The sequence below is a fragment of the Marinomonas sp. S3726 genome (assembly GCF_000967665.1).
Classification (GTDB): domain Bacteria; phylum Pseudomonadota; class Gammaproteobacteria; order Pseudomonadales; family Marinomonadaceae; genus Marinomonas.
On the sequence record NZ_JXYC01000009.1, the window covers coordinates 116,603 to 139,101 of the forward strand.

General features: G+C 42.6%; 26 protein-coding genes. 7 read left to right on the plus strand and 19 right to left on the minus strand.

Annotated elements, in window-relative coordinates:
* Positions 1-99: 99 nt before the first annotated feature.
* The 6 genes from TW85_RS08070 to TW85_RS08095 all read left to right on the plus strand — a co-directional run bounded on the left by TW85_RS08070 (position 100) and on the right by TW85_RS08095 (position 5,781).
* Positions 100-462 carry a multidrug efflux SMR transporter gene (locus TW85_RS08070; RefSeq protein WP_046016605.1) on the plus strand — a complete coding sequence of 121 codons (363 nt, stop codon included), beginning with the start codon at positions 100-102 and terminating at the stop codon, positions 460-462.
* Positions 443-1,396: a glyoxylate/hydroxypyruvate reductase A gene (locus TW85_RS08075; protein ID WP_052702009.1), complete on the plus strand. Its 954-nt coding sequence runs from the start codon at positions 443-445 to the stop codon at positions 1,394-1,396. The genes TW85_RS08070 and TW85_RS08075 overlap by 20 nt, the downstream gene beginning before the upstream one ends.
* Positions 1,397-1,433: 37 nt before the next feature.
* Entirely contained in the window at positions 1,434-2,183 is a 750-nt protein-coding gene (locus tag TW85_RS08080) for a class II aldolase/adducin family protein (RefSeq protein ID WP_046016606.1), read from the plus strand.
* A 23-nt stretch (positions 2,184-2,206) separates the two neighbouring features.
* Positions 2,207-3,100 (plus strand): NAD(P)-dependent oxidoreductase, encoded by an 894-nt coding sequence (locus TW85_RS08085; RefSeq protein WP_046016607.1) that lies wholly within the window; start codon positions 2,207-2,209, stop codon positions 3,098-3,100.
* 102 nt (positions 3,101-3,202) lie between these two features.
* Positions 3,203-4,792: a BCCT family transporter gene (locus TW85_RS08090; RefSeq protein ID WP_202904842.1), complete on the plus strand. Its 1,590-nt coding sequence runs from the start codon at positions 3,203-3,205 to the stop codon at positions 4,790-4,792.
* Positions 4,793-4,905: 113 nt separating this feature from the next.
* Positions 4,906-5,781 (plus strand): LysR family transcriptional regulator, encoded by an 876-nt coding sequence (locus tag TW85_RS08095; RefSeq protein ID WP_046016608.1) that lies wholly within the window; start codon positions 4,906-4,908, stop codon positions 5,779-5,781.
* 131 nt (positions 5,782-5,912) lie between these two features.
* Here TW85_RS08095 and TW85_RS08100 read toward each other — a convergent pair whose 3' ends face one another.
* On the minus strand, positions 5,913-6,995 hold the full coding sequence (locus tag TW85_RS08100) for a mandelate racemase/muconate lactonizing enzyme family protein (protein WP_046016609.1): 1,083 nt from the start codon (positions 6,993-6,995) through the stop codon (positions 5,913-5,915).
* A 263-nt stretch (positions 6,996-7,258) separates the two neighbouring features.
* Here TW85_RS08100 and TW85_RS08105 point away from each other — a divergent pair, with 263 nt between their 5' ends.
* Positions 7,259-8,470 carry a Xaa-Pro peptidase family protein gene (locus tag TW85_RS08105; protein ID WP_046016610.1) on the plus strand — a complete coding sequence of 404 codons (1,212 nt, stop codon included), beginning with the start codon at positions 7,259-7,261 and terminating at the stop codon, positions 8,468-8,470.
* Between the two features lie 44 nt (positions 8,471-8,514).
* Here TW85_RS08105 and TW85_RS08110 read toward each other — a convergent pair whose 3' ends face one another.
* From TW85_RS08110 to TW85_RS08190, 18 genes are all read right to left on the minus strand, one after another.
* On the minus strand, positions 8,515-9,357 hold the full coding sequence (locus tag TW85_RS08110) for a LysR family transcriptional regulator (RefSeq protein ID WP_046016611.1): 843 nt from the start codon (positions 9,355-9,357) through the stop codon (positions 8,515-8,517).
* A 168-nt stretch (positions 9,358-9,525) separates the two neighbouring features.
* The gene (locus TW85_RS08115) at positions 9,526-10,449 is read right to left on the minus strand and encodes a hypothetical protein (protein WP_238326186.1); all 924 of its coding nucleotides are present in this window, start codon (positions 10,447-10,449) and stop codon (positions 9,526-9,528) included.
* A gap of 233 nt (positions 10,450-10,682) precedes the next feature.
* The gene (locus TW85_RS08120; RefSeq protein ID WP_046016612.1) at positions 10,683-11,537 is read right to left on the minus strand and encodes a LysR family transcriptional regulator; all 855 of its coding nucleotides are present in this window, start codon (positions 11,535-11,537) and stop codon (positions 10,683-10,685) included.
* 114 nt (positions 11,538-11,651) lie between these two features.
* Entirely contained in the window at positions 11,652-12,392 is a 741-nt protein-coding gene (locus tag TW85_RS25400) for a hypothetical protein (RefSeq protein WP_052702011.1), read from the minus strand.
* Positions 12,377-13,063, minus strand: coding sequence for a hypothetical protein (locus tag TW85_RS08130; RefSeq protein WP_046016613.1), 687 nt, complete (start codon positions 13,061-13,063; stop codon positions 12,377-12,379). Before TW85_RS08130 ends, TW85_RS25400 begins: the two co-directional genes overlap by 16 nt.
* Positions 13,053-13,601 (minus strand): hypothetical protein, encoded by a 549-nt coding sequence (locus tag TW85_RS08135; protein ID WP_052702013.1) that lies wholly within the window; start codon positions 13,599-13,601, stop codon positions 13,053-13,055. The genes TW85_RS08130 and TW85_RS08135 overlap by 11 nt, the downstream gene beginning before the upstream one ends.
* Positions 13,598-14,107 carry a hypothetical protein gene (locus tag TW85_RS08140; protein ID WP_046016614.1) on the minus strand — a complete coding sequence of 170 codons (510 nt, stop codon included), beginning with the start codon at positions 14,105-14,107 and terminating at the stop codon, positions 13,598-13,600. The genes TW85_RS08135 and TW85_RS08140 overlap by 4 nt, the downstream gene beginning before the upstream one ends.
* Complete coding sequence (locus tag TW85_RS08145) at positions 14,107-15,063, minus strand: hypothetical protein (RefSeq protein ID WP_046016615.1); 957 nt, start codon at positions 15,061-15,063, stop codon at positions 14,107-14,109. Before TW85_RS08145 ends, TW85_RS08140 begins: the two co-directional genes overlap by 1 nt.
* Positions 15,064-15,132: 69 nt before the next feature.
* On the minus strand, positions 15,133-16,083 hold the full coding sequence (locus TW85_RS25405; RefSeq protein WP_052702015.1) for a hypothetical protein: 951 nt from the start codon (positions 16,081-16,083) through the stop codon (positions 15,133-15,135).
* A gap of 46 nt (positions 16,084-16,129) precedes the next feature.
* Positions 16,130-16,402 carry a hypothetical protein gene (locus TW85_RS08155; RefSeq protein ID WP_046016616.1) on the minus strand — a complete coding sequence of 91 codons (273 nt, stop codon included), beginning with the start codon at positions 16,400-16,402 and terminating at the stop codon, positions 16,130-16,132.
* Positions 16,403-16,413: 11 nt separating this feature from the next.
* Positions 16,414-17,637 carry an SUMF1/EgtB/PvdO family nonheme iron enzyme gene (locus TW85_RS08160; protein WP_202904843.1) on the minus strand — a complete coding sequence of 408 codons (1,224 nt, stop codon included), beginning with the start codon at positions 17,635-17,637 and terminating at the stop codon, positions 16,414-16,416.
* On the minus strand, positions 17,634-18,227 hold the full coding sequence (locus tag TW85_RS08165; protein WP_046016618.1) for a phage tail protein: 594 nt from the start codon (positions 18,225-18,227) through the stop codon (positions 17,634-17,636). The genes TW85_RS08160 and TW85_RS08165 overlap by 4 nt, the downstream gene beginning before the upstream one ends.
* A 9-nt stretch (positions 18,228-18,236) precedes the next feature.
* On the minus strand, positions 18,237-18,866 hold the full coding sequence (locus TW85_RS08170) for a phage tail protein (protein ID WP_046016619.1): 630 nt from the start codon (positions 18,864-18,866) through the stop codon (positions 18,237-18,239).
* A gap of 2 nt (positions 18,867-18,868) precedes the next feature.
* Positions 18,869-20,062 (minus strand): baseplate J/gp47 family protein, encoded by a 1,194-nt coding sequence (locus tag TW85_RS08175; RefSeq protein ID WP_046016620.1) that lies wholly within the window; start codon positions 20,060-20,062, stop codon positions 18,869-18,871.
* Entirely contained in the window at positions 20,059-20,370 is a 312-nt protein-coding gene (locus TW85_RS08180) for a DUF2590 family protein (RefSeq protein WP_046016621.1), read from the minus strand. The genes TW85_RS08175 and TW85_RS08180 overlap by 4 nt, the downstream gene beginning before the upstream one ends.
* Positions 20,370-22,019 (minus strand): hypothetical protein, encoded by a 1,650-nt coding sequence (locus tag TW85_RS08185; protein WP_046016622.1) that lies wholly within the window; start codon positions 22,017-22,019, stop codon positions 20,370-20,372. The genes TW85_RS08180 and TW85_RS08185 overlap by 1 nt, the downstream gene beginning before the upstream one ends.
* A gap of 13 nt (positions 22,020-22,032) precedes the next feature.
* Positions 22,033-22,164, minus strand: a complete 132-nt coding sequence (locus TW85_RS26580) for a hypothetical protein (RefSeq protein ID WP_269447910.1) — start codon at positions 22,162-22,164, stop codon at positions 22,033-22,035.
* 8 nt (positions 22,165-22,172) lie between these two features.
* Positions 22,173-22,499 carry a putative phage tail assembly chaperone gene (locus tag TW85_RS08190; protein WP_046016623.1) on the minus strand — a complete coding sequence of 109 codons (327 nt, stop codon included), beginning with the start codon at positions 22,497-22,499 and terminating at the stop codon, positions 22,173-22,175.

The following is a 22,499-nucleotide window of genomic DNA, read 5'->3' on the forward strand; positions in this document are numbered from 1 at the left end:
ACACAAAATTATTCGATAACCCCCATCTATTTTTTCCGTTTTACAGCTCTCACGACTGCGAGGATATTAAATAAAGTTCATTTATTTTGGAGCAGTTTAATGTCTGGTTGGACACTTTTAATCATAGGAATTTGTTTTGAGGTAGTAGGCTCTCTGTGTCTAAAGCTATCCCATGGTTTCCATCATTTAGTGCCGTCCATACTCAGCTTTTGCTTTTTTGCCCTTGCTTTAACCATGATAAACCTCAGCGTTAAAACCCTAGACATAAGTACAGCCTACGCCGTTTGGTCCGGCGCTGGCATCGTCATCATTACGTTTATTGGCACTATTTGGTTTGCAGAGCAGTTCTCACTGGCAAAGTTCGTCTTCATTTCATTGATATTAATTGGAGTGTTTGGCCTTCATCAAGTTAGCACCAAAACAGTTAAAGCGGAGTCAGGTCATGTCCATTCTATTAAATAATCACGGTTATGATGACTCTTCTTGGTTTCAGGAGTTATCCAGACACTTTCCACAAAAGCACATTCATATCTACAAACAAACTAACGATATCGATTTGATTCGAGATGATATTGAATATGCTGTGATTTGGAACCATCCCGTAGAGGACCTTTTAAATTACAAAAACTTAAAAGGGATACTTCTTTTAGGCGCTGGCACAGAGCATATTGATGCGGCAAGTGCCGTTCCTAACGTTCCTATTATCAGACTCATTGATCCTGAAGTATTAAAAGACATGGGGCTTTACACCCTATATTGGGTCATGAATCAACATCGTCAATATGATACTTATCGCCTGCAACAATTAGCGCAACATTGGCAACGCCACAACTCACCTCAAGCGATAGATTTTAATATAACAATATTAGGGCTAGGTGCTGTTGGAAAAGAGGTTGTAACATGCCTAAAACGCAATGGGTTTAATGTTGCTGGCTGGGATGCTTTCCCGCAAGAACTTGAAGGAATTAACAGTTTTTCCAGTAAAACTCAGCTTACCGAGGCGCTTAATAAAACGCATGTTTTAGTTAATTGTCTACCACTTAACGCGTCTACCACCCACTTTATTAATAGAGCCTTATTAGAACAGCTCTCACCCGCTGCCATGCTTATCAATATTAGTCGAGGCGATATTATTGATGATAGGGCTTTAATTGAAGCACTCGACACTGAGCACCTTAGCCATGCTGTATTAGACACATTTAACGTGGAGCCCTTACCTAAAGATTCACCCTATTGGCATCACCCAAAAGTAACATTGACCCCTCATATATCTGGCGCAACCTACGCTCGCTCGGCAGCAAAACTAATCGCTACCAATATCCAGCGCATTGAAAATGGCGAACACGCTTTTCCTTTGCACCAACACCCTTCTCGAACTCACCAATTAACTGGCTAGGTTCTAGATCATATAGTCACAATGGCAGGAGAAAACCATGACAATCACAGCGCAAGAACTCTCACTTGAGAAACAACAAGAGCAGGTTCGTATTGACCTAGCGGCCATGTTTCGCCTTACCAATATGTTTGGTTGGGACGATACCATTTGGAATCATATAACAGCCCGAGTGCCAGGTTCGGATCATCACTTTTATATGCATAGGTTTGGTCTTAATTACGAAGAAGTAACAGCATCAAATCTAATCAAGGTTGACGAGGAAGGCCGCGTCTTAGAAGGGCCAAGTGATGTAAATACAGCAGGTTTTATCATTCATGGAGCAATTCACCTGAGTGATAGCCACCGCAATAACAAGTTTGTATTTCACGCTCATCCAAAGTCCTGTACAGCAGCCACCGCTTTTAAAGAGCTGCCATTTTTAGTTCAAGACTCATCAATGCTTTACGGGAAGGTAGGATTCCACGATTGGGAAGGCTTATCTGTTGATCCTGATGAACGTCATCGTATCGCAGAGAATATGGGAGATAACAGCTGCCTAATTATGCGAAACCATGGTTTCTTGACCGTAGGCGAAACAGCAGGTGAATGCTTTATGAACATGTACTACTTGATTCGTACCTGTGAAGTTGCCTTACAAGCAACAGCCTCTGGATACGAACTTGAACATGGTGACCCAGAACTATGGAAACTAGCATCCAAGCAATACGAAGCCTTTTCTCCCGGTCTATATGAGTGGCCCGGTCTATTACGCAAGTGCGATCGGCTTGATCCTTCTTACAAATTCTAACCCTAGTGATAGGAGACACACTCATGAAAATCGGTTTTATTGGCCTAGGTAATATGGGATCAGGCATGGCTGCAAACCTGCTTAGATATTGTAAGGCAAATAATAACGAGTTACTTGTATTAGATCTTAATCAAAAAGTGGTTAGCCAGTTTGTTGATAAAGGGGCTAAAAAAGCAGACTCAGTCAAACATATCGCACAAGAATGTAACGTCATTTTCACCTCATTGCCAAGCTCTGTTCAAGTAAACCATATTGCATTTGGTGAAGCTGGTATCTTAGAGAACGCCCAAGCTGGTACCACTTGGTTCGAAACCAGTACTAACGAGCTATCTGAATGGGAGAAGGTTAAAGTCATAGCGCCTTCTCATCTGTCTTTAATTGATGCACCTGTCACAGGTGGTGCGGAAGGAGCGACAGCTGGGACTCTCACCATGCTATTAGGCATTGATGAGCACACACTCACAAAATTTTCTCCCATGCTGAGTGCATTCACAAAAAATGCGATACGTATGGGGCCTTCTGGCGCGGGCTATGTGACCAAACTTGCTCAACTTCACTTAAATTACTTGGTTGCCCAAGGCATAGGCGAAGCCTTAATGATGGGAGCAAAAGCCGAATTAAATCTTGATGTATTACATAAGATTTTACAAAACAGCTGTGCTCAAAGTTACGTCGTAGATAGCTATATTCCCAAAGTACTAGACGGCAGTTATGACCAATCTTTTGCCTTGGGTTTAGCAACAAAGGACATGCGTTTGATTACCGAACTGGGCAGTCATTTAGGCATAGATATGCAGTTAGGCAATCAGGTCTATCACACCTATCAAATGGCCACTGAGAAATACGGCCCAGAAGTACCCCATTTAAGTGTACTTAAGCTAATAGAAGAACAAACAGGCCAGTTACTCCGTAGCTAGTCTTCATCTTCTCACCCGCAAGAATACAAGCTATGCCATGCATTGCAGGCATAGCGAAACCTTTATACTAAAAAACAATAAACACGATCGAGGGTTCTTATAATGAAAAATTCAGGCAGTAACACTGCCCCAAATAATATAGGTGCAAATTCAGCTCCTTTATCCTCTAGCACAAGCTATAAGGTAGGACAGGATAATATTCAACCATTTGGTATGGATATCCATAACTTGGTTTTCCCTGTTTCAGCACTGAGTATTATCTTATTTGTCGCTTTCACACTCATTTTTTCTGAAGAAGCGGGGACACTATTCAATGAGCTAAGACCTTGGCTTACCTCTCAATTAGATTGGTTCTTTGTCATCAGCGTGAACTTCTTTGTACTCTTTTGCCTTTTTCTTGCTGGCTCTAAAATGGGCAGAGTCAGAATCGGTGGCGCAGATGCTAAACCCGAATTTAGTTTCCCTGGCTGGCTAGCCATGCTCTTCTCCGCTGGGATAGGTATTGGCTTGATGTTCTTTGGTGTATTAGAACCTGTCTCTCATATGCTAAGCCCGCCTCTTGGAGTGATTGCTGAAAGTGAAGAAGCCGCCAGACTTGGTATTGCCGCCGCCACTTTCCACTGGGGACTAAGTGCGTGGGCAGTATATGCCGTCGTTGGCCTTGCCTTAGCATATTTTAGCTTCAACCATGGCTTACCCTTAACTTTACGTTCGGCGTTTTATCCTCTATTAGGCGATAGAGTTTGGGGAGTATCTGGCCATATCATTGATATTCTTGCCGTATTTGCAACCGTATTTGGCCTTGCTACCTCGTTAGGCTATGGCGCTGAACAAGTAGCAGCGGGTCTTAATGAGCTCTTTAACATTGAGCCGACAGCGATTGTAAAAGTAGTTCTTATTCTAATCATCACAGCCATTGCTATTTGCTCAGTTGTCGCCGGTCTTGATAAAGGGGTTAAACGCCTTAGTGAGATCAATATGATTATGGCAGTACTGCTATTGCTATTCGTACTGTTCGCTGGCCCTACGTTAGATACATTAAGTAAATTCGTTGTCGGCCTTGGCGATTACCTCTACTACAGTGTGCCTTTGTCTAATCCGGTTGGCCGTGAAGACACTGGTTTCTACCATGGTTGGACAACATTTTACTGGGCTTGGTGGATAGCTTGGTCTCCATTTGTTGGCATGTTTATCGCGCGTATCAGTAAAGGTCGTACCGTTCGAGAGTTCATTCTTTGTGTTCTCATTGCACCGACACTTTTCTGCTTATTATGGATGGTCGTATTTGGTGGCACCGCCATCGAACAAATGGCATCTGGTTATGATGGCGTCAGAGACGTAGTGAACAACTGGACCCCTGAACTTGCACTATATCGTCTATTAGATGGTTTACCTATGAGCTTCATAGTGTCATTTATTTCACTTATTCTGATTGTCATCTTCTTTGTGACATCATCTGATAGTGGCTCATTAGTCATTGATACCATCACGGCAGGTGGAGTACTTAACCCGCCAGTACCACAACGTGTTTTCTGGTGTACGTTTGAAGGGCTTGTGGCAATCGCACTTCTGTTAGGCGGTGGTCTTGGCTCACTTCAAGCCGCCACGGTCTCAACAGGCTTCCCTTTTGCTATCGTCTTATTATTTATGTGCTTTAGCCTCTATAAAGGGCTATCAAAAGAAACGGTTTAACGTCTAAGCTAAAGCAAAGCACCTGGTTTAAACACGAGGTGCTTTCGATAGCATTTGATATATGCTTTATTATTCAACAGATTAGAATCGCAATAATTACTGATGCCTATAATATGAATATCGAAAATTTACGTGCATTTCTAGAAGTAACAGCGACAGGTAGCTTTCAAAAAGCCTCTGAAAGTCTGCATATAACTCAATCCTCAGTAAGCGCTCGAATAAAAGCACTGGAAGACAGGCTCAATCGAGAACTTTTTACTCGAAAGCGAGATGGCGTTGCTTTAACGAATGGCGGTAAAGCTTTCTACCCATACGCCCTGTCAGTTGTAAAAACATGGCAACAAGCACAGCAGGAAGTCTCCCTGCCACCTGATATAGATAATATCGTGAGCCTAGGCATACCGGTTCATTATTGGAATAAACTCTATTCAGACTGGCTTAATTGGATGAATGAAAATGCGCCAGGAACAGCGACCCGCATTCAATCTGATTATTCAATTTTTTTACTGCATGAACTAAGAGAAGGCTTATTGGATCTAGCTTTAGTTTTCTACCCAGAACTAACGCCAGGCCTTCATTTCGAGCCGCTATTTTCAGAGCAGCTCATCATGGTTTCTAACGAAGCAAGGCATGTGAATGACGGTCAAACACAAGGCTATATCTATATTGATTGGGGGCATCAGTTTCAAGAACAACATAATAGGGAGTACCCCAATGTTCCCCATCACCGAATTACACTCGCTTTAGAGTCTCAGGCACTCGTGCAAATCATCGAACGTGGCGGCTCGGCTTATCTAGCCTCTTCAACAGCCGAACCTTTTATCAAGGATGGAAAGTTATTTCGTGTAGAAGGTGCAAAAGAATTTGCCATCACAATTCATTTGGCCGTCTTGGATAATAAGAAACAAGACCCAGCCATTATTGCTGCCATAGAGGGATTGAAAGCCACCCGCTTTATTCAAGATCACACACTTAAAAGCCTTTCTTAAAAACCTCCCTCTTAAGATGACACTATTTAGCAGCAGGTTTAAAGTAGATGCCAAATTTCAAGGAAAATCACTGAATCAAGACTTCAGTGACTAGCGCACTCAAGCCCTTTTCATCTATCTACTTTTTAAACTTAAATTAGGTTTTGATCGATAAAGTCATAGTCAAAATTAAAACCGATCCCAGCTCCCTTTGGCATATCGATAAAGCCATCATTAATCACTATTTTTTCCTGATAAAGCGGTGCAAACCAGTCTACATGCTCAACTGAAATACAATTATCAGCAGACCCAGCAATACTCAAACTTTGCTCTGTAAAAATATGGCTAGATACAGGTATATGATAAGCCGATGAGAGCGCGGCAGCCTTACGAAACTCAGTTAGGCCTCCTATACGCTGTAAATCAGGCATGAGAATATCCACGGCCTTATGATCCAACATATCTTTCATACCAAAGCGTGTGTAATCGGTTTCACCACTTGCCACAGGTATATTTATGGCTTCTAGCACCCGATTATGGCCAGTTAGGTCATGGGCAGGAACAGGCTCCTCTAACCAAGCGATATTGAAGTCTTCTAATTGACGACCCAAGGCAATCGCCTGCCTTGGCGTTAATGACTGATTTGCATCGGTTAAAATCTCAATCTCATCACCAACAGACGCCCTTAGCGCACGCGCACGCTCTACATCTTCTTTTAAGTCAGATTTTCCTAACCTCAGCTTCATAGATCTGAAACCCTGATCAATAAAGCCATGGGCTTCTTCGATCAATTCATCTACGCTTGAAGAAAGCCAAAGGCCGCTGCTTGCATAGGTTTTTACTTTGTCACGACAGGCACCAAATACTTGATACAGTGGCATATTTGCTTGCTTACCAATGAGATCCCAAAGCGCGGTATCTATGGCAGAGATAGCCGAAATGGCAATCCCTTTTTGCCCAACAGGGTTACAGTCTTGCCACATTTGTTGCCACATTTTTTCAACATAAACAGGATTATTACCGATCAAAAATTGCGTGAGGCTTTTGATCATGGCATCAAATACATCTAACCTATCTTTATTTAAGGCAAACACATAATTCTCACCCACCAGCCCTGTATCCGTCTCTATTTTAACGATCACAACACCCACAGAATCTGTTTTATGAATGGCTGTAATTAAAGGCTTCTTTAGAGGGACGAGAACCTTTTGAGTCTGTACATTTATTATTTTCATTTGGTTTATCTCTATATTAGGAGCAGAACATAAACCAATTTTAGAGAGAGCCAGACTTAAAAAATATTTTATAATTTTTAAGTCCTTATTAAATTATTTTTATACCGCTAAACAGTTATATTACAGAGGAAAAAGACGTTTCTTACTAACATGAAGGACGCTTTTAATACTTGTATTAAATTATTCAATGGATGACATTAAACAATCGATTTGTTGCCCTATCATCAGCCACCTATGATGCGAAATAAACATAGGAGTCTTACGTGATTGATATTATTCCACCCCTTCATTTGAGTGATGAATCACTGAATAAACTCTTCAGTTATAGGCTTAGCCGTATTCGCGAAGTCATGCGTCTTAAGCAAGTGTCTGTCTTAATTCTGACCAGCCCTGTTAGCTTACGTTATGCGGTAAATTTTGATGAATATCAGCTTTTTCAATCACATATACCGACTTGTTATTTATTTTTATCACTCGAAGGTCCGACTCAATTACATGGGGCGACATGGAGAAACTTCCCTAATGTCACTCACTATCAAAGCTCAGATTTTCTCACCCCTTTTGATGGCGGGTTAGACTTATCGACGAATACACAGCACTTAATCAGTCATCTACAGGCATTTTCCCAGCAACTTAATGAACCCATTGAGTCTGTGGGACTAGAACGTATGTCTCCTCTAATTAGCCAACGCTTAACAGATAAGGCTATCCAAGTTTATGATGCAGAGCCCATTATTGAACAGGCCAAACTGATCAAATGTGAGTTAGAAATAGATTGTTTAAAACATAGTATTCAAGTTGCTCAATACGGAATGCAGTTGATGTACCAAGCCTTACGACCAGGTATCACAGAAAACCAACTTTGGTCGATTATGCATCAGGTCAATGCTGCACATGGAGGAGACTGGATTGAAGGGAATATGTTGGCATCTGGACCAAGAACAAACCCTTGGCTACAGGAAGCGAGTCATCGCATTATTGAAAAAGGCGACATGGTCGCTTTTGATACAGATATGATAGGGCCATTAGGTTATATTGCCGATATCTCTCGTTCTTGGGTATGCGGAGGCGGCAAGGGGAATCAAGCTCAACGAGATGCTTATCGTCATGCCTATGACGAAGTACATCATAATATGCAACTGATTAAACCCGGCATCAGTTTTAGAGAGTTAAGTGAGCAGGCTTTTATTCGTAAAACAGAATATAGAGACAATCGTTATGTTTGCGCCTTTCATGGGGCCGGCCTCAGTGACGAATACCCTAAAATCTATTATCAAGAAGATTGGGCACGCAGTGGCTATGATGGCCTAGTCCAAGAGAACATGGTTTTATGTGTTGAAAGCTACTCTGGTATTAAAGGAGGCAGTGTCGGCGTTAAGCTTGAAGAGATGGTTCGCGTCACATCAAAGGGCATTACTCCCTTAACAGACTTCCCGTTTGAAGATGAGCTACTCAATGATTCTTACCTAACTTAGAGTCCTAGCTTAAAACCCTAATCTAGAGCCCTTAACTTAAAGCCCTAGAGCACAGACTGCAAAGTCTCTCTCGCCATAGATACCAGCTCAGGGTTAATAGGGTCCTTAGAATAAGACAGAAAAACAGGGCGCTTAAACTTAGGCGCATCCTCAACATAAAATAAGCGCTGGCTGGCAATTAATTCATTCACCATACGCTCTGGAAAATAACCTGCGCCGCCATAATTAAGGATATAGTCTAAGCCAACCATACCTAAGCCTACAGATAACCTAGGTGCTTGAGCATCAGGGTAGGCCAAGGTATGAGCCTCACGAAATTCATCACCCCAGTCAACAAACACATAATTTTTTACCCAGTCTGTTCGAACTTTGCGCGGTTCAGATGCGACTAACACCAAGATATCTTCCATCAGCAATTCAGTCCGTAACTCAGCATTTTGTCTATTTACATAAGTCAGAACAAGATCTAACTCCCCTTCGACTAATTGGCTTAACAGGCTATCCGAGTAATCCATCACAACACGTGTGCCGACTTCTGGTGAGCTGTTCTGCATCTGCTCAATCCAAGCCGGGGTAATTTGCTGCCAAAGGTTTAACTGCACACCTAAAGCGACCAAGCCTTCCATATCTTGGGGTAAAGCGATTTCCTGTTTCGCTTGTTCCCATGCTTTGACTACCTTGGTTGCATAGCGAATAAAATTACGTCCCGCTGGCGTGAGTTCCGAACCATCACGTTTACGGTTAAAAAGCCGCGTATTAAGCTGATCTTCGAGCACTTTAATACGAGCACTCACAGTTGATTGGGTAATAAAAAGATTTTCAGCGGCTAATTGAAAGCTGCCATTTCGCGCAACTTCTAAAAAAGCTCTCATGTGATTGATATTCATATCATCCAGCCATTTACTATTCTTCTACTAAAGTTAGTTATATTCGATTTTTTGATCAACAACTTAAACCTAGTTCGTCGTTTCTAGATATGTTTTTTTGCAGCATAAAAAAAGGTGCTCTCAAATTGAGAACACCCTAAAGTGAAGCACAACACAATCTTTTAAAGATTAGTCCAGTAGGTCATCGGGACGATTGGCTTCACGCTCAAAGTGAATAGGTAAAGCACGACCATAAAATTGGCGAGCATGTTCGGGGCGATTAACCGTATCTGGATCACGCATGTAAGTAGGTAAAGCAATATAACGAGATTGGCCTCCCTCCACTCGAGTAACACGGTGCATAGAAAAACGCCCTTTAAATATTTGCATATCGCCAGGCCTTAGCACCAAAGAATGTACCTTGGATAAGTCACCTCCTAGTACCTTAGAGACTTCTTCAAGATTCTCTTCTTCAGGTGAACGTAAATCAGGATAGTATTGGAATTCCCCACCTTTTATTGGCTCTTGCACCAAGATACTGACGGTAAATTCGTTACCATCAAAGTGCCAAGGAAAGTAATCACCTTCATCCATAACACTGTAGGGGTTTCTTCCTAATGGATCAGCCCAACGGTAAATAGGCCCAACTCCTAAGCAATCTGAAACAAATTGCACAACCACATCATGATCATAAATCGCTCTTAGATCAGAGCTTTCTTCAAGGATATCTGAGTTAACAAAACCGCTAGATCGTTTCTCAAAGAATCTGGCTGGATGAGTCTCTGGTAAAGCCGTGTTTTCTTTCGTCATATAAGGGTTATGACTGTTTTGAGAACGATAGATTTGATCACGTAAACGCTCTACTTCCTGACGCATACGTTCAATTGATTCTGGACGAATCATATCTGGAATATGGCAACAGCCTAACCTGTCTAATTCCTCTTTACATCTCTCAACTAAAGCGTGTCGCTTAGGAGAGGTTAGATCATGAATTGGGTACTGTTCCAGATCGATAAAGGCTTCTAAAGAGGGCTTGTTTGATGGTGCGAAAGATGCCTCCACACTCATGTTTTCTTTGCTAACAGCGGCTTGATCAATAACAACTTTAGACATATTCGCACCTAATATTAAACATATTTTTAAGACTTGGCCTAAGGCCATGTCAGACAATTTAGTCAATTTAGAGGCAGTTGAATAACGAATTATTCAGATGGTGAATATCGATTTTTTCGATATCTATGAGGATGTTTAGCTAGGTCGATTAATAGCAACTAAGTCACTTATCGAGCCATATGTGAATCATTTAGACGCGCATTATTTAGAAAAGCCTTATTTAGAAAAGCCTTTTAAAGGTTTCGAGTCTGTTGTTTTACCTCTTCGGCAAAGCAACGAATGGCCTCATCAATTTCTCCGGGGCGAGTATGTAGTGCAATTTCTACTTGGCCCAAATCCGGTAAATTCGAAGCGGGTTTAATTATACTCCACTCCTCTTTTACCAAAGATTCCGCTAAGGCAGAAATAGCCAGCCCGTTTGATATTGCAATATCAAACCCCGTCACCCCTTGGCATTCAAACGAGACAAACCAATCTAGCGCCACATGGTTGAGTGCATCAATAATCCCTTTGCGGTATGAGCAACCTTGTTCATACAGGGCAAGCGGTAAAGGTTTACTCATATCTAGCGTTAAGTCTTTGGCTTTTACCCAACAGATGTTTTCTCGTCGAATCAAATCACCACCGGATTCTAACGGATCATGAGTAACGAGAATCAAGTCTAGTTCGCCGGCATGTAAACTCTTATAAAGGTTATGGCTGTTATCGTTTTTGATTTGAATTTTCACTTTAGGAAAGCGATCAATGAACTGACGTAATGGACGCTGAATAAAAGCTCTAGCATAGCCATCTGGAATACCAAAGCGGACGACACCCTCTAGGTCATCATCATTAATTGAATTAAGTGCTTCTTCGGATAAGCTTAGAATTTTACGAGCATAGGAGAGTAATACTTCCCCTTCACGGGTTAAGGTAAATTGGTTATAACCTCGATTTAACAGCGACTTGCCGGCCACTTCTTCCAACTTCTTTAATTGAATACTCACTGCTGCTTGAGTGCGATGTAAAGCAATAGCCGCTTTAGTAATGTTACCTGCATCGACTATCGTGACAAAGGTGGCTAACTGGTTAATATCTAGCCTTTTCATAAGGTGAGTACTCTTTAGGATCTGACTTTCTGCAATGTAGCATTAGGACACATACTTTGTCATAAGAACTAAAGCGAAATAAGTTCGCTTTAGTTCCAATTTAACCTACCCACCTTACTTTAGCAGCGGAGCGAGTTTGCCCGCTTGCTCACTGGCTTGAGTACTTGCTTGGCTGTAACTTGAGGATTGCATCGGCGGGGAAGTTGTCCCTGCACCACCTGGATCACTCCATGAATACGAATGATTATGAGAGCTTGCCACATTCGCAAGATCAGCCACTGTATTCATTAAATCATGCAGCAGACTATAGATATTTGTCGACTCATCTCCCACATGATGCTTAGCCGCAATAATTTCGCGTAGCTTGCCAATTTGCTCAGTTAAGTCTTCCTCTATGGTGAGCTTGCTACTTTTGCCTTTCGCTTCCCACTCATTATCTTGATTGACTTGAATATAAGCCTGCTCAGACTGCTGCCACCTTTGATCTGTCTCCGCCATATTAGGCAATTTCAAACCATGGGGAAAAACTGAGCGTATAAAAGGATGGGCGGGGGAGCCATACATAAAAGCAATTTCAACCAAGGTACCAAGACTCGGCTTTGACCAAAACCCTCTTTGTTCTCCACCTGCATTCACAGGTAAAAGCACATCCTCCAGAATCGGCAACTCAGTATCTTCCTCACCATTTACATCTAAAAGCTGTACTGAAACAGAATAAACAGGAGCTTCTTCTGTCACAACCTCACCTGCCAAAGGGGTTAAAATATCCGTTACTTTCGCCCACATAGGCAAATGCCAACCTGAGGCTAACTCGGGATATTTCTTTTGCATTAATCGCGTTAAGGCTTTTTCCATGACACCACCATTTTTGCTTCCTGCAATCTCACGCTATAAAGACGATTCCCATTAAGCAGGTAACCCGGCCTTAAACCCGGAATCGCCATTAATTCAGCGCTTTGAGTTGATAACTGTTTATCCAGCACAGCTGTTGGCACCTCTACGGGAACGTCAACCCAATGACTATCAGGCCAAGCGCCAATATAAATAAGACCGTCTCGCTTTTGCTGCCAAGTAAAATCTTCTATGCCAAATACTTGGGCGATTTTATTTAGCAGATGAAAGCCAGAACCCGTATTAACAAAATAAGGCACAGGTGTAGAAGCATAGCTAGACTGAGGTAAGCTAAAACCACAGCCCGTTATCGCTTTCACCTCTGTCAGTAAATCCTTAAGTGTTTTATTGCGTAATGCCAAGGGCACACGCATGCTCAACACATTAGACTTTTCTCGACAAAATAGGGTTTGAGACTGATTTGAAGCAGGCGTCGAACGCTCTATATAGCCATAAAAATGGCCATGCTCTTGTCCGTTATTAATCCCAAAACTGAAATAGACAGACCCTGTTAAGGCTTTCTCAGACTGCACCACAAAGGATGCACGGCCAGCGGCCATCGCATCCAATGCAACATCATGAGAAACCAGGTTCACTTGCTCGCCGTTTACCTTGAGTACAAAGTTATATTTCATTCCTTGTCCCCTCATCGGCTAGGGCAGAATCCAAGTACTTAAGCACATTATCCAGCCAGTTACTGGTTTCGCCACTCTCAGCTTCAGAGGCAACACTGGTATCCGCTGTCGCCACCTTAGGCTCATTTTGCTTAAGCTTCATGGCTTCCACTTTTTCAGGGATAGAAAGGTGTTCGACCAAGACAAAAGACACAGACCAGGCTTGATCATCATCCAACTCTTGCGCCGACACCTTGTCGCTAAAGCGTACTTGTCGAACCGCAAAGGCTCTCGCCGTTTGGTTTTCTATGTTGTAAATCAAACGAGTACCTTTATCTTCATCCAAAGCCGTACTCAAACTCACAATATTGGCAAGCTCAGTCGCATCGTCATATTTCACCTTCATCGCCACACGAAGACGCTTAGGTTTAAAGCCCTTCTCAGCTGTGGCCGAAGAAGAACTTTGACCAGACAGATCCTCCTCCGGCAAAGCCAACTCACACGTCACCTTCACCCCATAGCCAGAGATTTTAGTGTTGTTGAGAATGAGGGTAATCATGGGGACTCATCCACTAGCACCTCAGCAGCCAAATTTACCAATGCTTCTGGCCAAGGGAGCTCTGCTTGAATGCTCTCTCGCTCAACCACGGCAAGGTCCATCAAACGAGCATATTCATCAGTCTCACCAAGATGCGCTTTAATCTCTGCCTCCTCAAGAAGCGGACGTACTCTGGCGGTATAAGCCGCTTGTCTTGCATCATCAACAGCTTGATAAGCATCTTGGTAATCATCTTCAGCCTTTCGAACACGCCAAACATCATTATCCTTCACTAAAGCATCGTTGAAATGACATTCTAATGCCTGCCAGCTTTCATTCAGCACAATATGCTTTCTACCGTATTCATCAATAAAGAAAGACGTCCTTTCTTCTATTGTCATATCAAGATACTTCACACCATCAAAGCGCAGTTTGGTAATATCAACAGAACTTGCCAACTCAATATTATGAGTTTGAGCTTGAGTAGTACGGCCTACAACTAGGTCATTATTAAGAATTGCAAACATTAGATAACCTCCGCTTTTAAGTATGAGACGGCATTCAGGTGAGACCAGCCTGCATACCAGTTGCAATTAAAATATAAAGTGCCAGTCTCTAATGTAGAACTAAGAATTGAGTCTATGTGCCTTCGTTCTAATACAAACTCATATTCACCCGAATTTACTGCCTGATACTGATATCCAGTACCATCATCTCCAACATGATATCTACCCGTGGAATAAATAACGTCTTCATTTAAAGTTAAACGTGAAAATCCATAACCAAGAGTTACAGATGAATGAAGGAAACTTGTTTTTATACGAACTTTTTGAGCCCTAGCAAAACCATGATCCAAGGAAAGCACCATAAGGTCTTTAGTGCCACTCATTTGAGTCGAGTCCATAGTCTCAATAGCTGCAAATACACCTTTCGGTATATCAGACACATTTTTATAGACCTTCAAAACACCGTTCTTGACCTCTGCCACTAACATATCGTCATAACCCGTATCAAAGGCTATATCATGGTCTTCTAACGAATTAGAGTTATAAGTTAGATCAGCAAGGTCTTTAAAATAAAAACCTTCTGTTAAGTTAAACCTTAAATGGTAAGTTTTAGCACTATCAAATGAAAAAGACTTAACAGCATAATCAGACGTATTCACTTCTAGCCAGCCATAGAAAATGAAGCTCTGGCCATCGGCAACAGAAACCGAAGAACTGTTGATAGTCACTTCCAGACGATTATCATCAGTTAAAACTTCAGGGTATATTGGCAACTTTTTTAATACTATATTTCGCTCTAACTCAGCTTCGTTAAAGTCTTCTGTTTTAAGGTACTGACTATGTGCATCATCTTTTGCTAAATGGTCAGATATCGCCTGGTCAGTATCTTGTCGCAAAGCCTCAAACGACTCTTTTGCTATCGTCATATCTTGCGTGGCTTCGCCTAATGCATTAATGGCATCGAGTATTTCACTCATAATAATTCATCCTTGAATTAACCTAGGCTCAAAAAGGCCTAGGTGTATGTAATAGAAACTTATAATGTTTTATAAGCGGGTTTTACCGTAATAAGCGATAGAGCGAGGGCGGGTTTCATCGTTCGCGTTTGCCAATGCTTTTGCTGTATCCTCATCATCAGGTAACGCAAAACCAGTATTGTCACCATACCTATAAGCACTTATGGTTGTATTCTGACCTTGTGAATAGACATAAGGAATCATTGCTAAACCATATTGTGAAATACTACCAATTCCCACATCATGCTCATGACCTGCGATTTCACAATCTTTCCAACTAGCAAAACCACGTCCAGTATCGACACCTCGTCCATCGTCAAACATGCGGATAAATTCGCCACCCACTATAGGCAAAGTAAAAGTAGTTGAACCATCACCTTCTCCCCAGAAACCACCATAGGTTATTGGGTCAGCATCTTTTGACGCTTGATCAATTAAATTTGAGGTATTTTTAATTTTGGCCCAGGCAATCGAATATTCTTCTCGACTAATTTCAGCACCATTTAACGCTACTTCACCTATGCTAAGTACATCTGTGGTATCTGTTACTAGCTTACCAATATCTGAAATAGCATTGCCTGTCTTAGGATTCACTTGATCAACAACATAAAAAACTGAGCCGTCGTATCTAAGCGTTACCAATGCCCCTGCAAGCAATTGATTTGCAGCTGTGACATTCATGATATTTTTGGTTCCTTGACCATTCACATCAAGAGTCATTGAACCAATATCATTTGTTTCTGAAATAAGAATACGTACTTCATCGCCGGCTAATAATTCTGTCACTATAGCTGGAGAAATCACGGATAGCTGGTTTTTACCATTCGCCTCTGCGTAATCTTTTAAGTCATGCAAAGCCTGAATTGATGCGGCTAGAGTCCCCTGATACCCATCAAAAATAGTCTCAAACATTTCCTTCGTTTGTACTAGCTCTTCAGTTGCTTCCTTCATCGCAACTAAAGAATCTGTAAAATCACTCATGTTAAATTCCTTTTAACCTTCACTCTATTTAAGCTATATTTCATCACTAATTATCCGTTAACGGATATCTCGCTTTTATTTCTGCAACCTTGTTTCTCCATGCTTGTTCGGACTCTGGGGCCTGATCAAACTGCCATTCCATATAAAGAGGGTCTGATTCAGCTTTATAAGCTCGTTTTCGCTTATCTAAGTTTTGTGACAACTCAAAGGCTTTTTGATTTAGAACTGACTCTATTTGCTCGTTGTTCATACCTAAAGTAAGCATGTATTCATTGGTAAAATCAGTTTGGGTTTGACCATTAAAAATGTATGTATTCATTCAAACTCCTTTTAAACAAAATAAGCTGGGCGAAAGCCGACATATCCGTCTTTATGTAAACGAGAAATAGTCAAATGTAATGCACCTATTCCAACATCTCCACCGTTCACCCAACTTCCACCGCGTAAAGGGATTCGTTCACCATAGTTGCGGACGTAGAGCGATCCGTCTAACTTCGACGCTCCTTCAAACTCTATAAGAAGTCGGCGCAACTCTTCACGTTCTATATAACCAGCACCTTTCGTGATTGATGAAATTACACCGTTATACATATAAGCTCCGTTACTAAGGTCACCAATAGGCCCATTACGATTTGTAATACCACTGCTTAACACAGGAGATCCAGCTTCCCCTGAGGTGGTATTTAATGTTGAGTCAAAATATGCTGAGTAACGATGCCAATTCTCTTCTGTGAGGGAAGGATCATTATCAAGTGAAGTGATAATCTGTCCATCTTCTAATTTCATTTGATCCACCCGTTCCCACACATTTCCAACCAGATCTTGAACTCCGAAAGCGCCGTGATCGTGTGCCCATGTATCTGGTCCTGAACCTGTATCGCTTCGTGCAGTTCCTGAAATATCTCCAGGCAAGCCACCATCTGAACGTAATGCAGCTTCCCACTTGGCATCATGAGCACGACCATAATTCGTATTACCACGAGGAACTGTTTCATTCGCTAGGGACCAAAGCGCAATAGCTGCCCACTCATGAATAGACATCATGTGCCAACCTTCACCCTTATTTGTACAAAGAGATTTGGCCGTATCATAATCAACGCTTGTTTTTGGTTGCACGCCACCAATGACAGAGCACCCCCCGTTAGCTCCCTCAGAGGCTAAATATTTACCTATTAATATTTCCCCTCGGTCCACACCATTAGTCTTAAATGCTGGATGTGTACCTGTGCCTAACCGCATATCAACGCCTGTTTTAGCAAACACGGCATCGTTGATGTCTTCACAGTTAAAACGGGGAATCACCACCATAATATTGGGGTTACCTTGCGCATCATAAATGACCGTATTACGGCCGCCGCTGGCATCTTCAATGGCTTTACGGTATCCATCTGTGGCCATAATCGTTAATGAAGCCGCTTTTTCAGCAAAGTTAGTATTTACCTCATTAATAGCAACATCTGCATCAACCCTAATTGACTCAAATGATTCCTTAGTATCTTTCATTTCAGACGCAGCTAGCGTTAACGCTGCCGTCGCTGTACTTAATTCACTCATAGTTTCCCTTCCAGAGTTAATAATCTTTCATGATTCTTAATGGCACTGCTTAAAGCTGAGATAGTTGCGGCGCTGTTTTGCATTATGCTGGTTTGCATAGCGAGCATTTCTGCTTCGTAATCAAACTGCCAAGATTCCAATGGCAGATCTGCACCCGTGAGTTGTTTAGCATTACTAAAAGGCACAACTAGATTACGGTTAATCACCTGACCTATGCCTTTTCGTTTTTTATTCAACGGAATGTATGAGTAGGCTAATAACTCTTCTGTGTCAGTGACTATGCCGTAAAAATTAAAATCAAATGGCGTTCCATTTCCGCCAACTTCACTGCCAACATCACTTCCTAATACCAGTGAATAAGTCACGGCATTGTCATCGTTATAATGGGGGTCTTGTGCTGTTATTTCGCCACCAACTAACTGGCTATCAACCGGTATCCCCATACTCGGGTCTGCTGGTGTCGTTTCATCCGCTCCAGGTACATTAGCCAAGATAAAGTGGGTGACCACCACAGGCTCTAAACTCGCTGCTTTTTGGGCAATGTAGCGCGCCCCTGCATCTGTTACTGTTCCACTTACTATATCTGTCATCATTCGTCCTTAAATTGCATTTATCCTATCTTCGCTTCGTTCAATAAAATGCTGAGCGATACTTGCCTTAGCAGGCTCTGTCGTATCAGCAAATACATATTCCGTTCGTCCATTTATTTGCTCTACCCCTCTATCAATACCAAAGCTAAATCCCTCTACGGCGATGGACTCAATAGCATCCACCATCAAAAATTCATAACGGCGACAGGTTCGGCCGTATTGGCGAATAATATGGTGAGCAAGCTCTGGATTTTGGGTCAAACTAGAGTCAGCTAACCAAAGGGTAATAACATCCCAGTCGCTTTCACTGTCTCTTTCTATCTGCCCATACAAGGGCACATCAAAGCGAGCTAGAACCTCTTTAAAGCCGCCTTTACTGCCCGCATCTATGGCATTTTTTACCCCGTGTTTTACCCGTTTTCGAAAGAGCTCATCTGGCTCATCAGCGAATCGGTCAATATCATTTTGATACGCCAAAAGCTTTAGCACATAGACATGGCAAGTTTCGGCATCTAGCTGGTTAAGTGGTGTTTTTATCCAATCTTCCGTTTTATCCCAAAAGGTCGCAAAAGCATCCGCTAGCTTGTTAATTTCTTTGCCTTCTCGAACCCATACAGGCAACTCAAATTTAGCAACCATAACTAACCCTCTTGCACACTGAGTGAGGCCAAACGAGGGATTTCAAGTTCAGCATTTATGTGGCTTCCAATCACCTCTTCCCCATCAGTAATGGCCTTAAAATCAATACTCTCTATCTCAGGAAAGTTTTGATAAACCTCACTGGCTAACCGAGTAAATGAAAAGCGCGAATAGGGCTGAGTTTGTGTCATCACATAAGCCGAATTTGACCTAAAAGCCGCTTCAATCGCCTGCTCAATGCCTGCCAAACTAGCTGCCTTTTCTTCCGCCGTTAATGCCACAGGAAAGTAAACCGACACATTCATATCTACCAGTAAATCGGGCACTTTTTTAACCAGTAGGTCATCGCCATGCCCGTGGTAGCCTTCATCCCTTATCATGCGATTAATAATCTCTAGATAACTATCTGCGGGGGCATCAAGCTCGAACAAAACATAAGCATCAGCCGCGCCTGGTATCACACTAGTTCCACCTCTTTTCACACCATGTTCAAACCAAATCATGTCAGTGGAAACACCAGCAAACTTCGCAATCAAATGTCGATATACCCCATCCGTGTGATAATGACTTAAGGAGTTAAAAGCATTACGAATACGCAGGCGATAAGCTTCAATGTCTTCATCATCGTCCCCGACTACTTGAATCCAAGCATCAGGGTTCGTCACAGTGACACCCTGGATATCACAGTTCACATACTGGCCCGTTTCCAAGTTATAAGCCTTGCCCTCCGCCACAGCGCGAACTGGCACACTAATCGAGTTATCATCTTTACCCAGCACGATTGGATAAGTTGTTTCCAATTCATAGACAATGTCATTCAAGGGCTCGGTACGAATCCGTGTACCAAGTGGAATCTCAATATCCCCTTCTTGATCTGCTCGAGTAAATTGCAGCCGACCTTCTAACCGTTGAGCTTTTTTTCGCTCTACCCCATAGTTGTTACCCCAAAGGTCAATAAAACCCTCTCCAACTGTCTTTAAGAAAAACTGTGGCATAACACTTTGCACCAGAGCATTCACCAGCCAGATCACAGGTTGAACCGCGACCGCTGAGATCAAGCGCCAAAATGGGCTATAGGCAGAATCATTACTGATTTTAGAGCCAGAATCGGTCACGGTTTGCTTAAATGCCACCTTAATCTCAGCTTCGGTAATGGGTACACCTTCATCCTTTAATAGGCTTTCAAATTCCTTCATAGGGTTACCTCTATCGTTTCGTTATTTAACGTACGTGCACTACAGTTAAGTGCTTCCCCTATTAGCGCCACCTTGGCCGTCCCTGGGTAAATACGTGTATCGTTTTCCATTTCGATTTCTACCTGAGTGGTGAGAGTGGCCAGTTTTACCTGACTCCTCTCACCTATCATGCTAAAGGCATAACCTTTTTCTCTAAGCATGTGTCTTAGGTCTTGTGCAATACAATCTGCCTCTGCCCTAAGCTCAGGCTCTCCCAATTGGTTTAATACCAAGTCATCATCTATGATGCTTAAATCTATGCTGTCCATTAGCCCACCTGCATTTCCATTTCATGGGCCAATTCATCACCGCGTACCCCTTGGCCATAATTATTCACTTCAATTTTTTCCACATGGCTTTGCTTACTGGTACTGGCAAATAAATTACTGAAGGTCTGAAATAAGCCGCCTTGCTCACCAGTCTGAGATGCCTCTGCTCCTGGCAAGGTGAGGTTTGCACCTTGCGCCATACCTTGCTCAGCAACTTTTTGTGACAAGCCCTGATTTGCTTTGATATCTGAGCTCGCATCCATACCCGGCAGCCAGCTCAATTTACTTTTAATCCAGTCAGCCGACTCTCCGACAAAAGCAAAAGGATTCAAACTCGCAAGCCAGTTTTTTAGTTCACTCCAAGCAACTTTGATGGTTTCAATAAAGGCAAAATCAAAGCTCATGTTAGGCATAAGGGATAGCTCACCCAGCCAGACTTGAAACTCTCCCCACCACTGGGGAATTTGCTCAAATGTACCCATCAATAAATCGACTGTTTCAATCACAGCATAGAGAGGAAAGAAGGCTAATTTGAGCCACTCATTGTCAGCGAACAAGTCCTTGATAAAGCTAAAGCCCTGGCTTAACGAAGAGAAGACCCAATCCGTAAAGCGGCCTATAGCGGCACTCACCTCATCCCAGTAAACCACCATGGCGACAAGGGCACCGATCAAGGCCGTGATACCCACCACAATCCAAGTAATCGGATTTGCCAATAAAGCCGCAGTAAAACTCCAAATAGCTGGCAAGCTTGTGAGTACACCGGCTTTTAGAGAGGTAAATACCCCCATCAACAAAGGCCCTGTTGCTACCATGGCTTTCATTGCGCCATTTAATATCCAAACTGCCGCTGCCTGTAATTTGAGCAGAGGCGTAATAACCAAATTCTTTACTAACCAATTTTGCGAAAGCGTTATGGCATGGCTTTTGGCCAAGTTCAGCATTTCCTGAGCGACACCCACCATATTGATCACTTCCATCATGGACCCTAAAGCTTGCTCTGCCGTATTAACCGCATTTGCAAGATTTGGATACTTCTCAGTCCAGTTATCTAGGCTTTTCCCCATGGCTTTTACCTCATCAATATAAGGACCTAACATGGGTGAGAGCTGCGACATTAGGTTGCCAGAAAGCGCCTGAATCTTGGTATTCAATGCAGGCCAAAGCGCTAGTTGCTCATTCAAACCTTGTTTCAATGTGGCAAAAGAATCCGTGTAGGCAGAGATATTGGCATCCCCAAACACACGCCCCATGATGTTATCGCCACTTAAGGTTTTTAAACTGGCAACTTGCCCCTTCACTTTCCCTAATGAGTCGTGCAAAAGCTGCAACCTAGAAACTGGCTCCGCCACATCCATAACAACCTCTTCTGCTGGGCTATTGGACACAGCAGTTAGGTTCGCATTTGCTCCCACCCCTTGGGTTGGGTCTAGAAGCATATTGCCTGCTGAGGCAGTCTTAATATCTACAACAGCTTGGGTAACCTTTGGCAAACTTGCCTGTAAACTTGAAACGGCCTTTAATGGCGCTTCAAAAGCACTCTTCATAGCATTTGCCAGCTTTTGAACGCTGTTTTGCATCCCATCAAAAGCATTCGTAAACTGATTTAGCTTGCCAAGGCTCAGCTGTAATTTTTCCAGTGTTTCCATTTTTTGCCCCTAGCTACTTCCCTGCAAAGGCCTTGGCAATACCATTGGCAATGGCTGCCGTTTCCCTGTTTATTTCTCTTTCTTCTAACCAAAGCGCCCGTCCTAGGCTTTCCGGTTCATCATCTTCATGAGGAAGCCAGCGCATCCTCAAGGTTACGAGTTGCTCGAAGCCATTTTTGTCGATGCTGTCCCGGAACGCCTGCGCAGCTTTACCACCGTAGGTAAATCACTCGAAAACTCGTCCGTTAGAATCCCCATCACATCCATAACCAATTTAGCTTTTGGCTGTGAATCTTCATTCACCATCAAGGCTTTCAAGCTTGCATGCTGCTCACTTTTAACCGTTGACGACAAAAAGTTGTATGCAGGTAAGACTGTTTGACCTTTGGCCATGGCATCAACAAACTTGTTGTACTCTTTGTCTGTTACCTTAAATTCGAAATCTGTATCACCTATGGTGATCTCAATTAGTTGTGCCAT

Bases quoted from the DNA above. Each gene is read 5' to 3' on its own strand.
- TW85_RS08070 (WP_046016605.1), top strand. From the start codon at position 100: ATGTCTGGTTGGACACTTTTAATCATAGGAATTTGTTTTGAGGTAGTA.
- TW85_RS08075 (WP_052702009.1), top strand. From the start codon at position 443: ATGTCCATTCTATTAAATAATCACGGTTATGATGACTCTTCTTGGTTT.
- TW85_RS08080 (WP_046016606.1), top strand. From the start codon at position 1,434: ATGACAATCACAGCGCAAGAACTCTCACTTGAGAAACAACAAGAGCAG.
- TW85_RS08085 (WP_046016607.1), top strand. From the start codon at position 2,207: ATGAAAATCGGTTTTATTGGCCTAGGTAATATGGGATCAGGCATGGCT.
- TW85_RS08090 (WP_202904842.1), top strand. From the start codon at position 3,203: ATGAAAAATTCAGGCAGTAACACTGCCCCAAATAATATAGGTGCAAAT.
- TW85_RS08095 (WP_046016608.1), top strand. From the start codon at position 4,906: ATGAATATCGAAAATTTACGTGCATTTCTAGAAGTAACAGCGACAGGT.
- TW85_RS08100 (WP_046016609.1), bottom strand. From the start codon at position 6,995: ATGAAAATAATAAATGTACAGACTCAAAAGGTTCTCGTCCCTCTAAAG.
- TW85_RS08110 (WP_046016611.1), bottom strand. From the start codon at position 9,357: ATGAATATCAATCACATGAGAGCTTTTTTAGAAGTTGCGCGAAATGGC.
- TW85_RS08115 (WP_238326186.1), bottom strand. From the start codon at position 10,449: ATGTCTAAAGTTGTTATTGATCAAGCCGCTGTTAGCAAAGAAAACATG.
- TW85_RS08120 (WP_046016612.1), bottom strand. From the start codon at position 11,537: ATGAAAAGGCTAGATATTAACCAGTTAGCCACCTTTGTCACGATAGTC.
- TW85_RS25400 (WP_052702011.1), bottom strand. From the start codon at position 12,392: ATGGAAAAAGCCTTAACGCGATTAATGCAAAAGAAATATCCCGAGTTA.
- TW85_RS08130 (WP_046016613.1), bottom strand. From the start codon at position 13,063: ATGAAATATAACTTTGTACTCAAGGTAAACGGCGAGCAAGTGAACCTG.
- TW85_RS08135 (WP_052702013.1), bottom strand. From the start codon at position 13,601: ATGATTACCCTCATTCTCAACAACACTAAAATCTCTGGCTATGGGGTG.
- TW85_RS08140 (WP_046016614.1), bottom strand. From the start codon at position 14,107: ATGTTTGCAATTCTTAATAATGACCTAGTTGTAGGCCGTACTACTCAA.
- TW85_RS08145 (WP_046016615.1), bottom strand. From the start codon at position 15,063: ATGAGTGAAATACTCGATGCCATTAATGCATTAGGCGAAGCCACGCAA.
- TW85_RS25405 (WP_052702015.1), bottom strand. From the start codon at position 16,083: ATGAGTGATTTTACAGATTCTTTAGTTGCGATGAAGGAAGCAACTGAA.
- TW85_RS08155 (WP_046016616.1), bottom strand. From the start codon at position 16,402: ATGAATACATACATTTTTAATGGTCAAACCCAAACTGATTTTACCAAT.
- TW85_RS08160 (WP_202904843.1), bottom strand. From the start codon at position 17,637: ATGAGTGAATTAAGTACAGCGACGGCAGCGTTAACGCTAGCTGCGTCT.
- TW85_RS08165 (WP_046016618.1), bottom strand. From the start codon at position 18,227: ATGACAGATATAGTAAGTGGAACAGTAACAGATGCAGGGGCGCGCTAC.
- TW85_RS08170 (WP_046016619.1), bottom strand. From the start codon at position 18,866: ATGGTTGCTAAATTTGAGTTGCCTGTATGGGTTCGAGAAGGCAAAGAA.
- TW85_RS08175 (WP_046016620.1), bottom strand. From the start codon at position 20,062: ATGAAGGAATTTGAAAGCCTATTAAAGGATGAAGGTGTACCCATTACC.
- TW85_RS08180 (WP_046016621.1), bottom strand. From the start codon at position 20,370: ATGGACAGCATAGATTTAAGCATCATAGATGATGACTTGGTATTAAAC.
- TW85_RS08185 (WP_046016622.1), bottom strand. From the start codon at position 22,019: ATGGAAACACTGGAAAAATTACAGCTGAGCCTTGGCAAGCTAAATCAG.
- TW85_RS26580 (WP_269447910.1), bottom strand. From the start codon at position 22,164: ATGCGCTGGCTTCCTCATGAAGATGATGAACCGGAAAGCCTAGGACGG.
- TW85_RS08190 (WP_046016623.1), bottom strand. From the start codon at position 22,499: ATGGCACAACTAATTGAGATCACCATAGGTGATACAGATTTCGAATTT.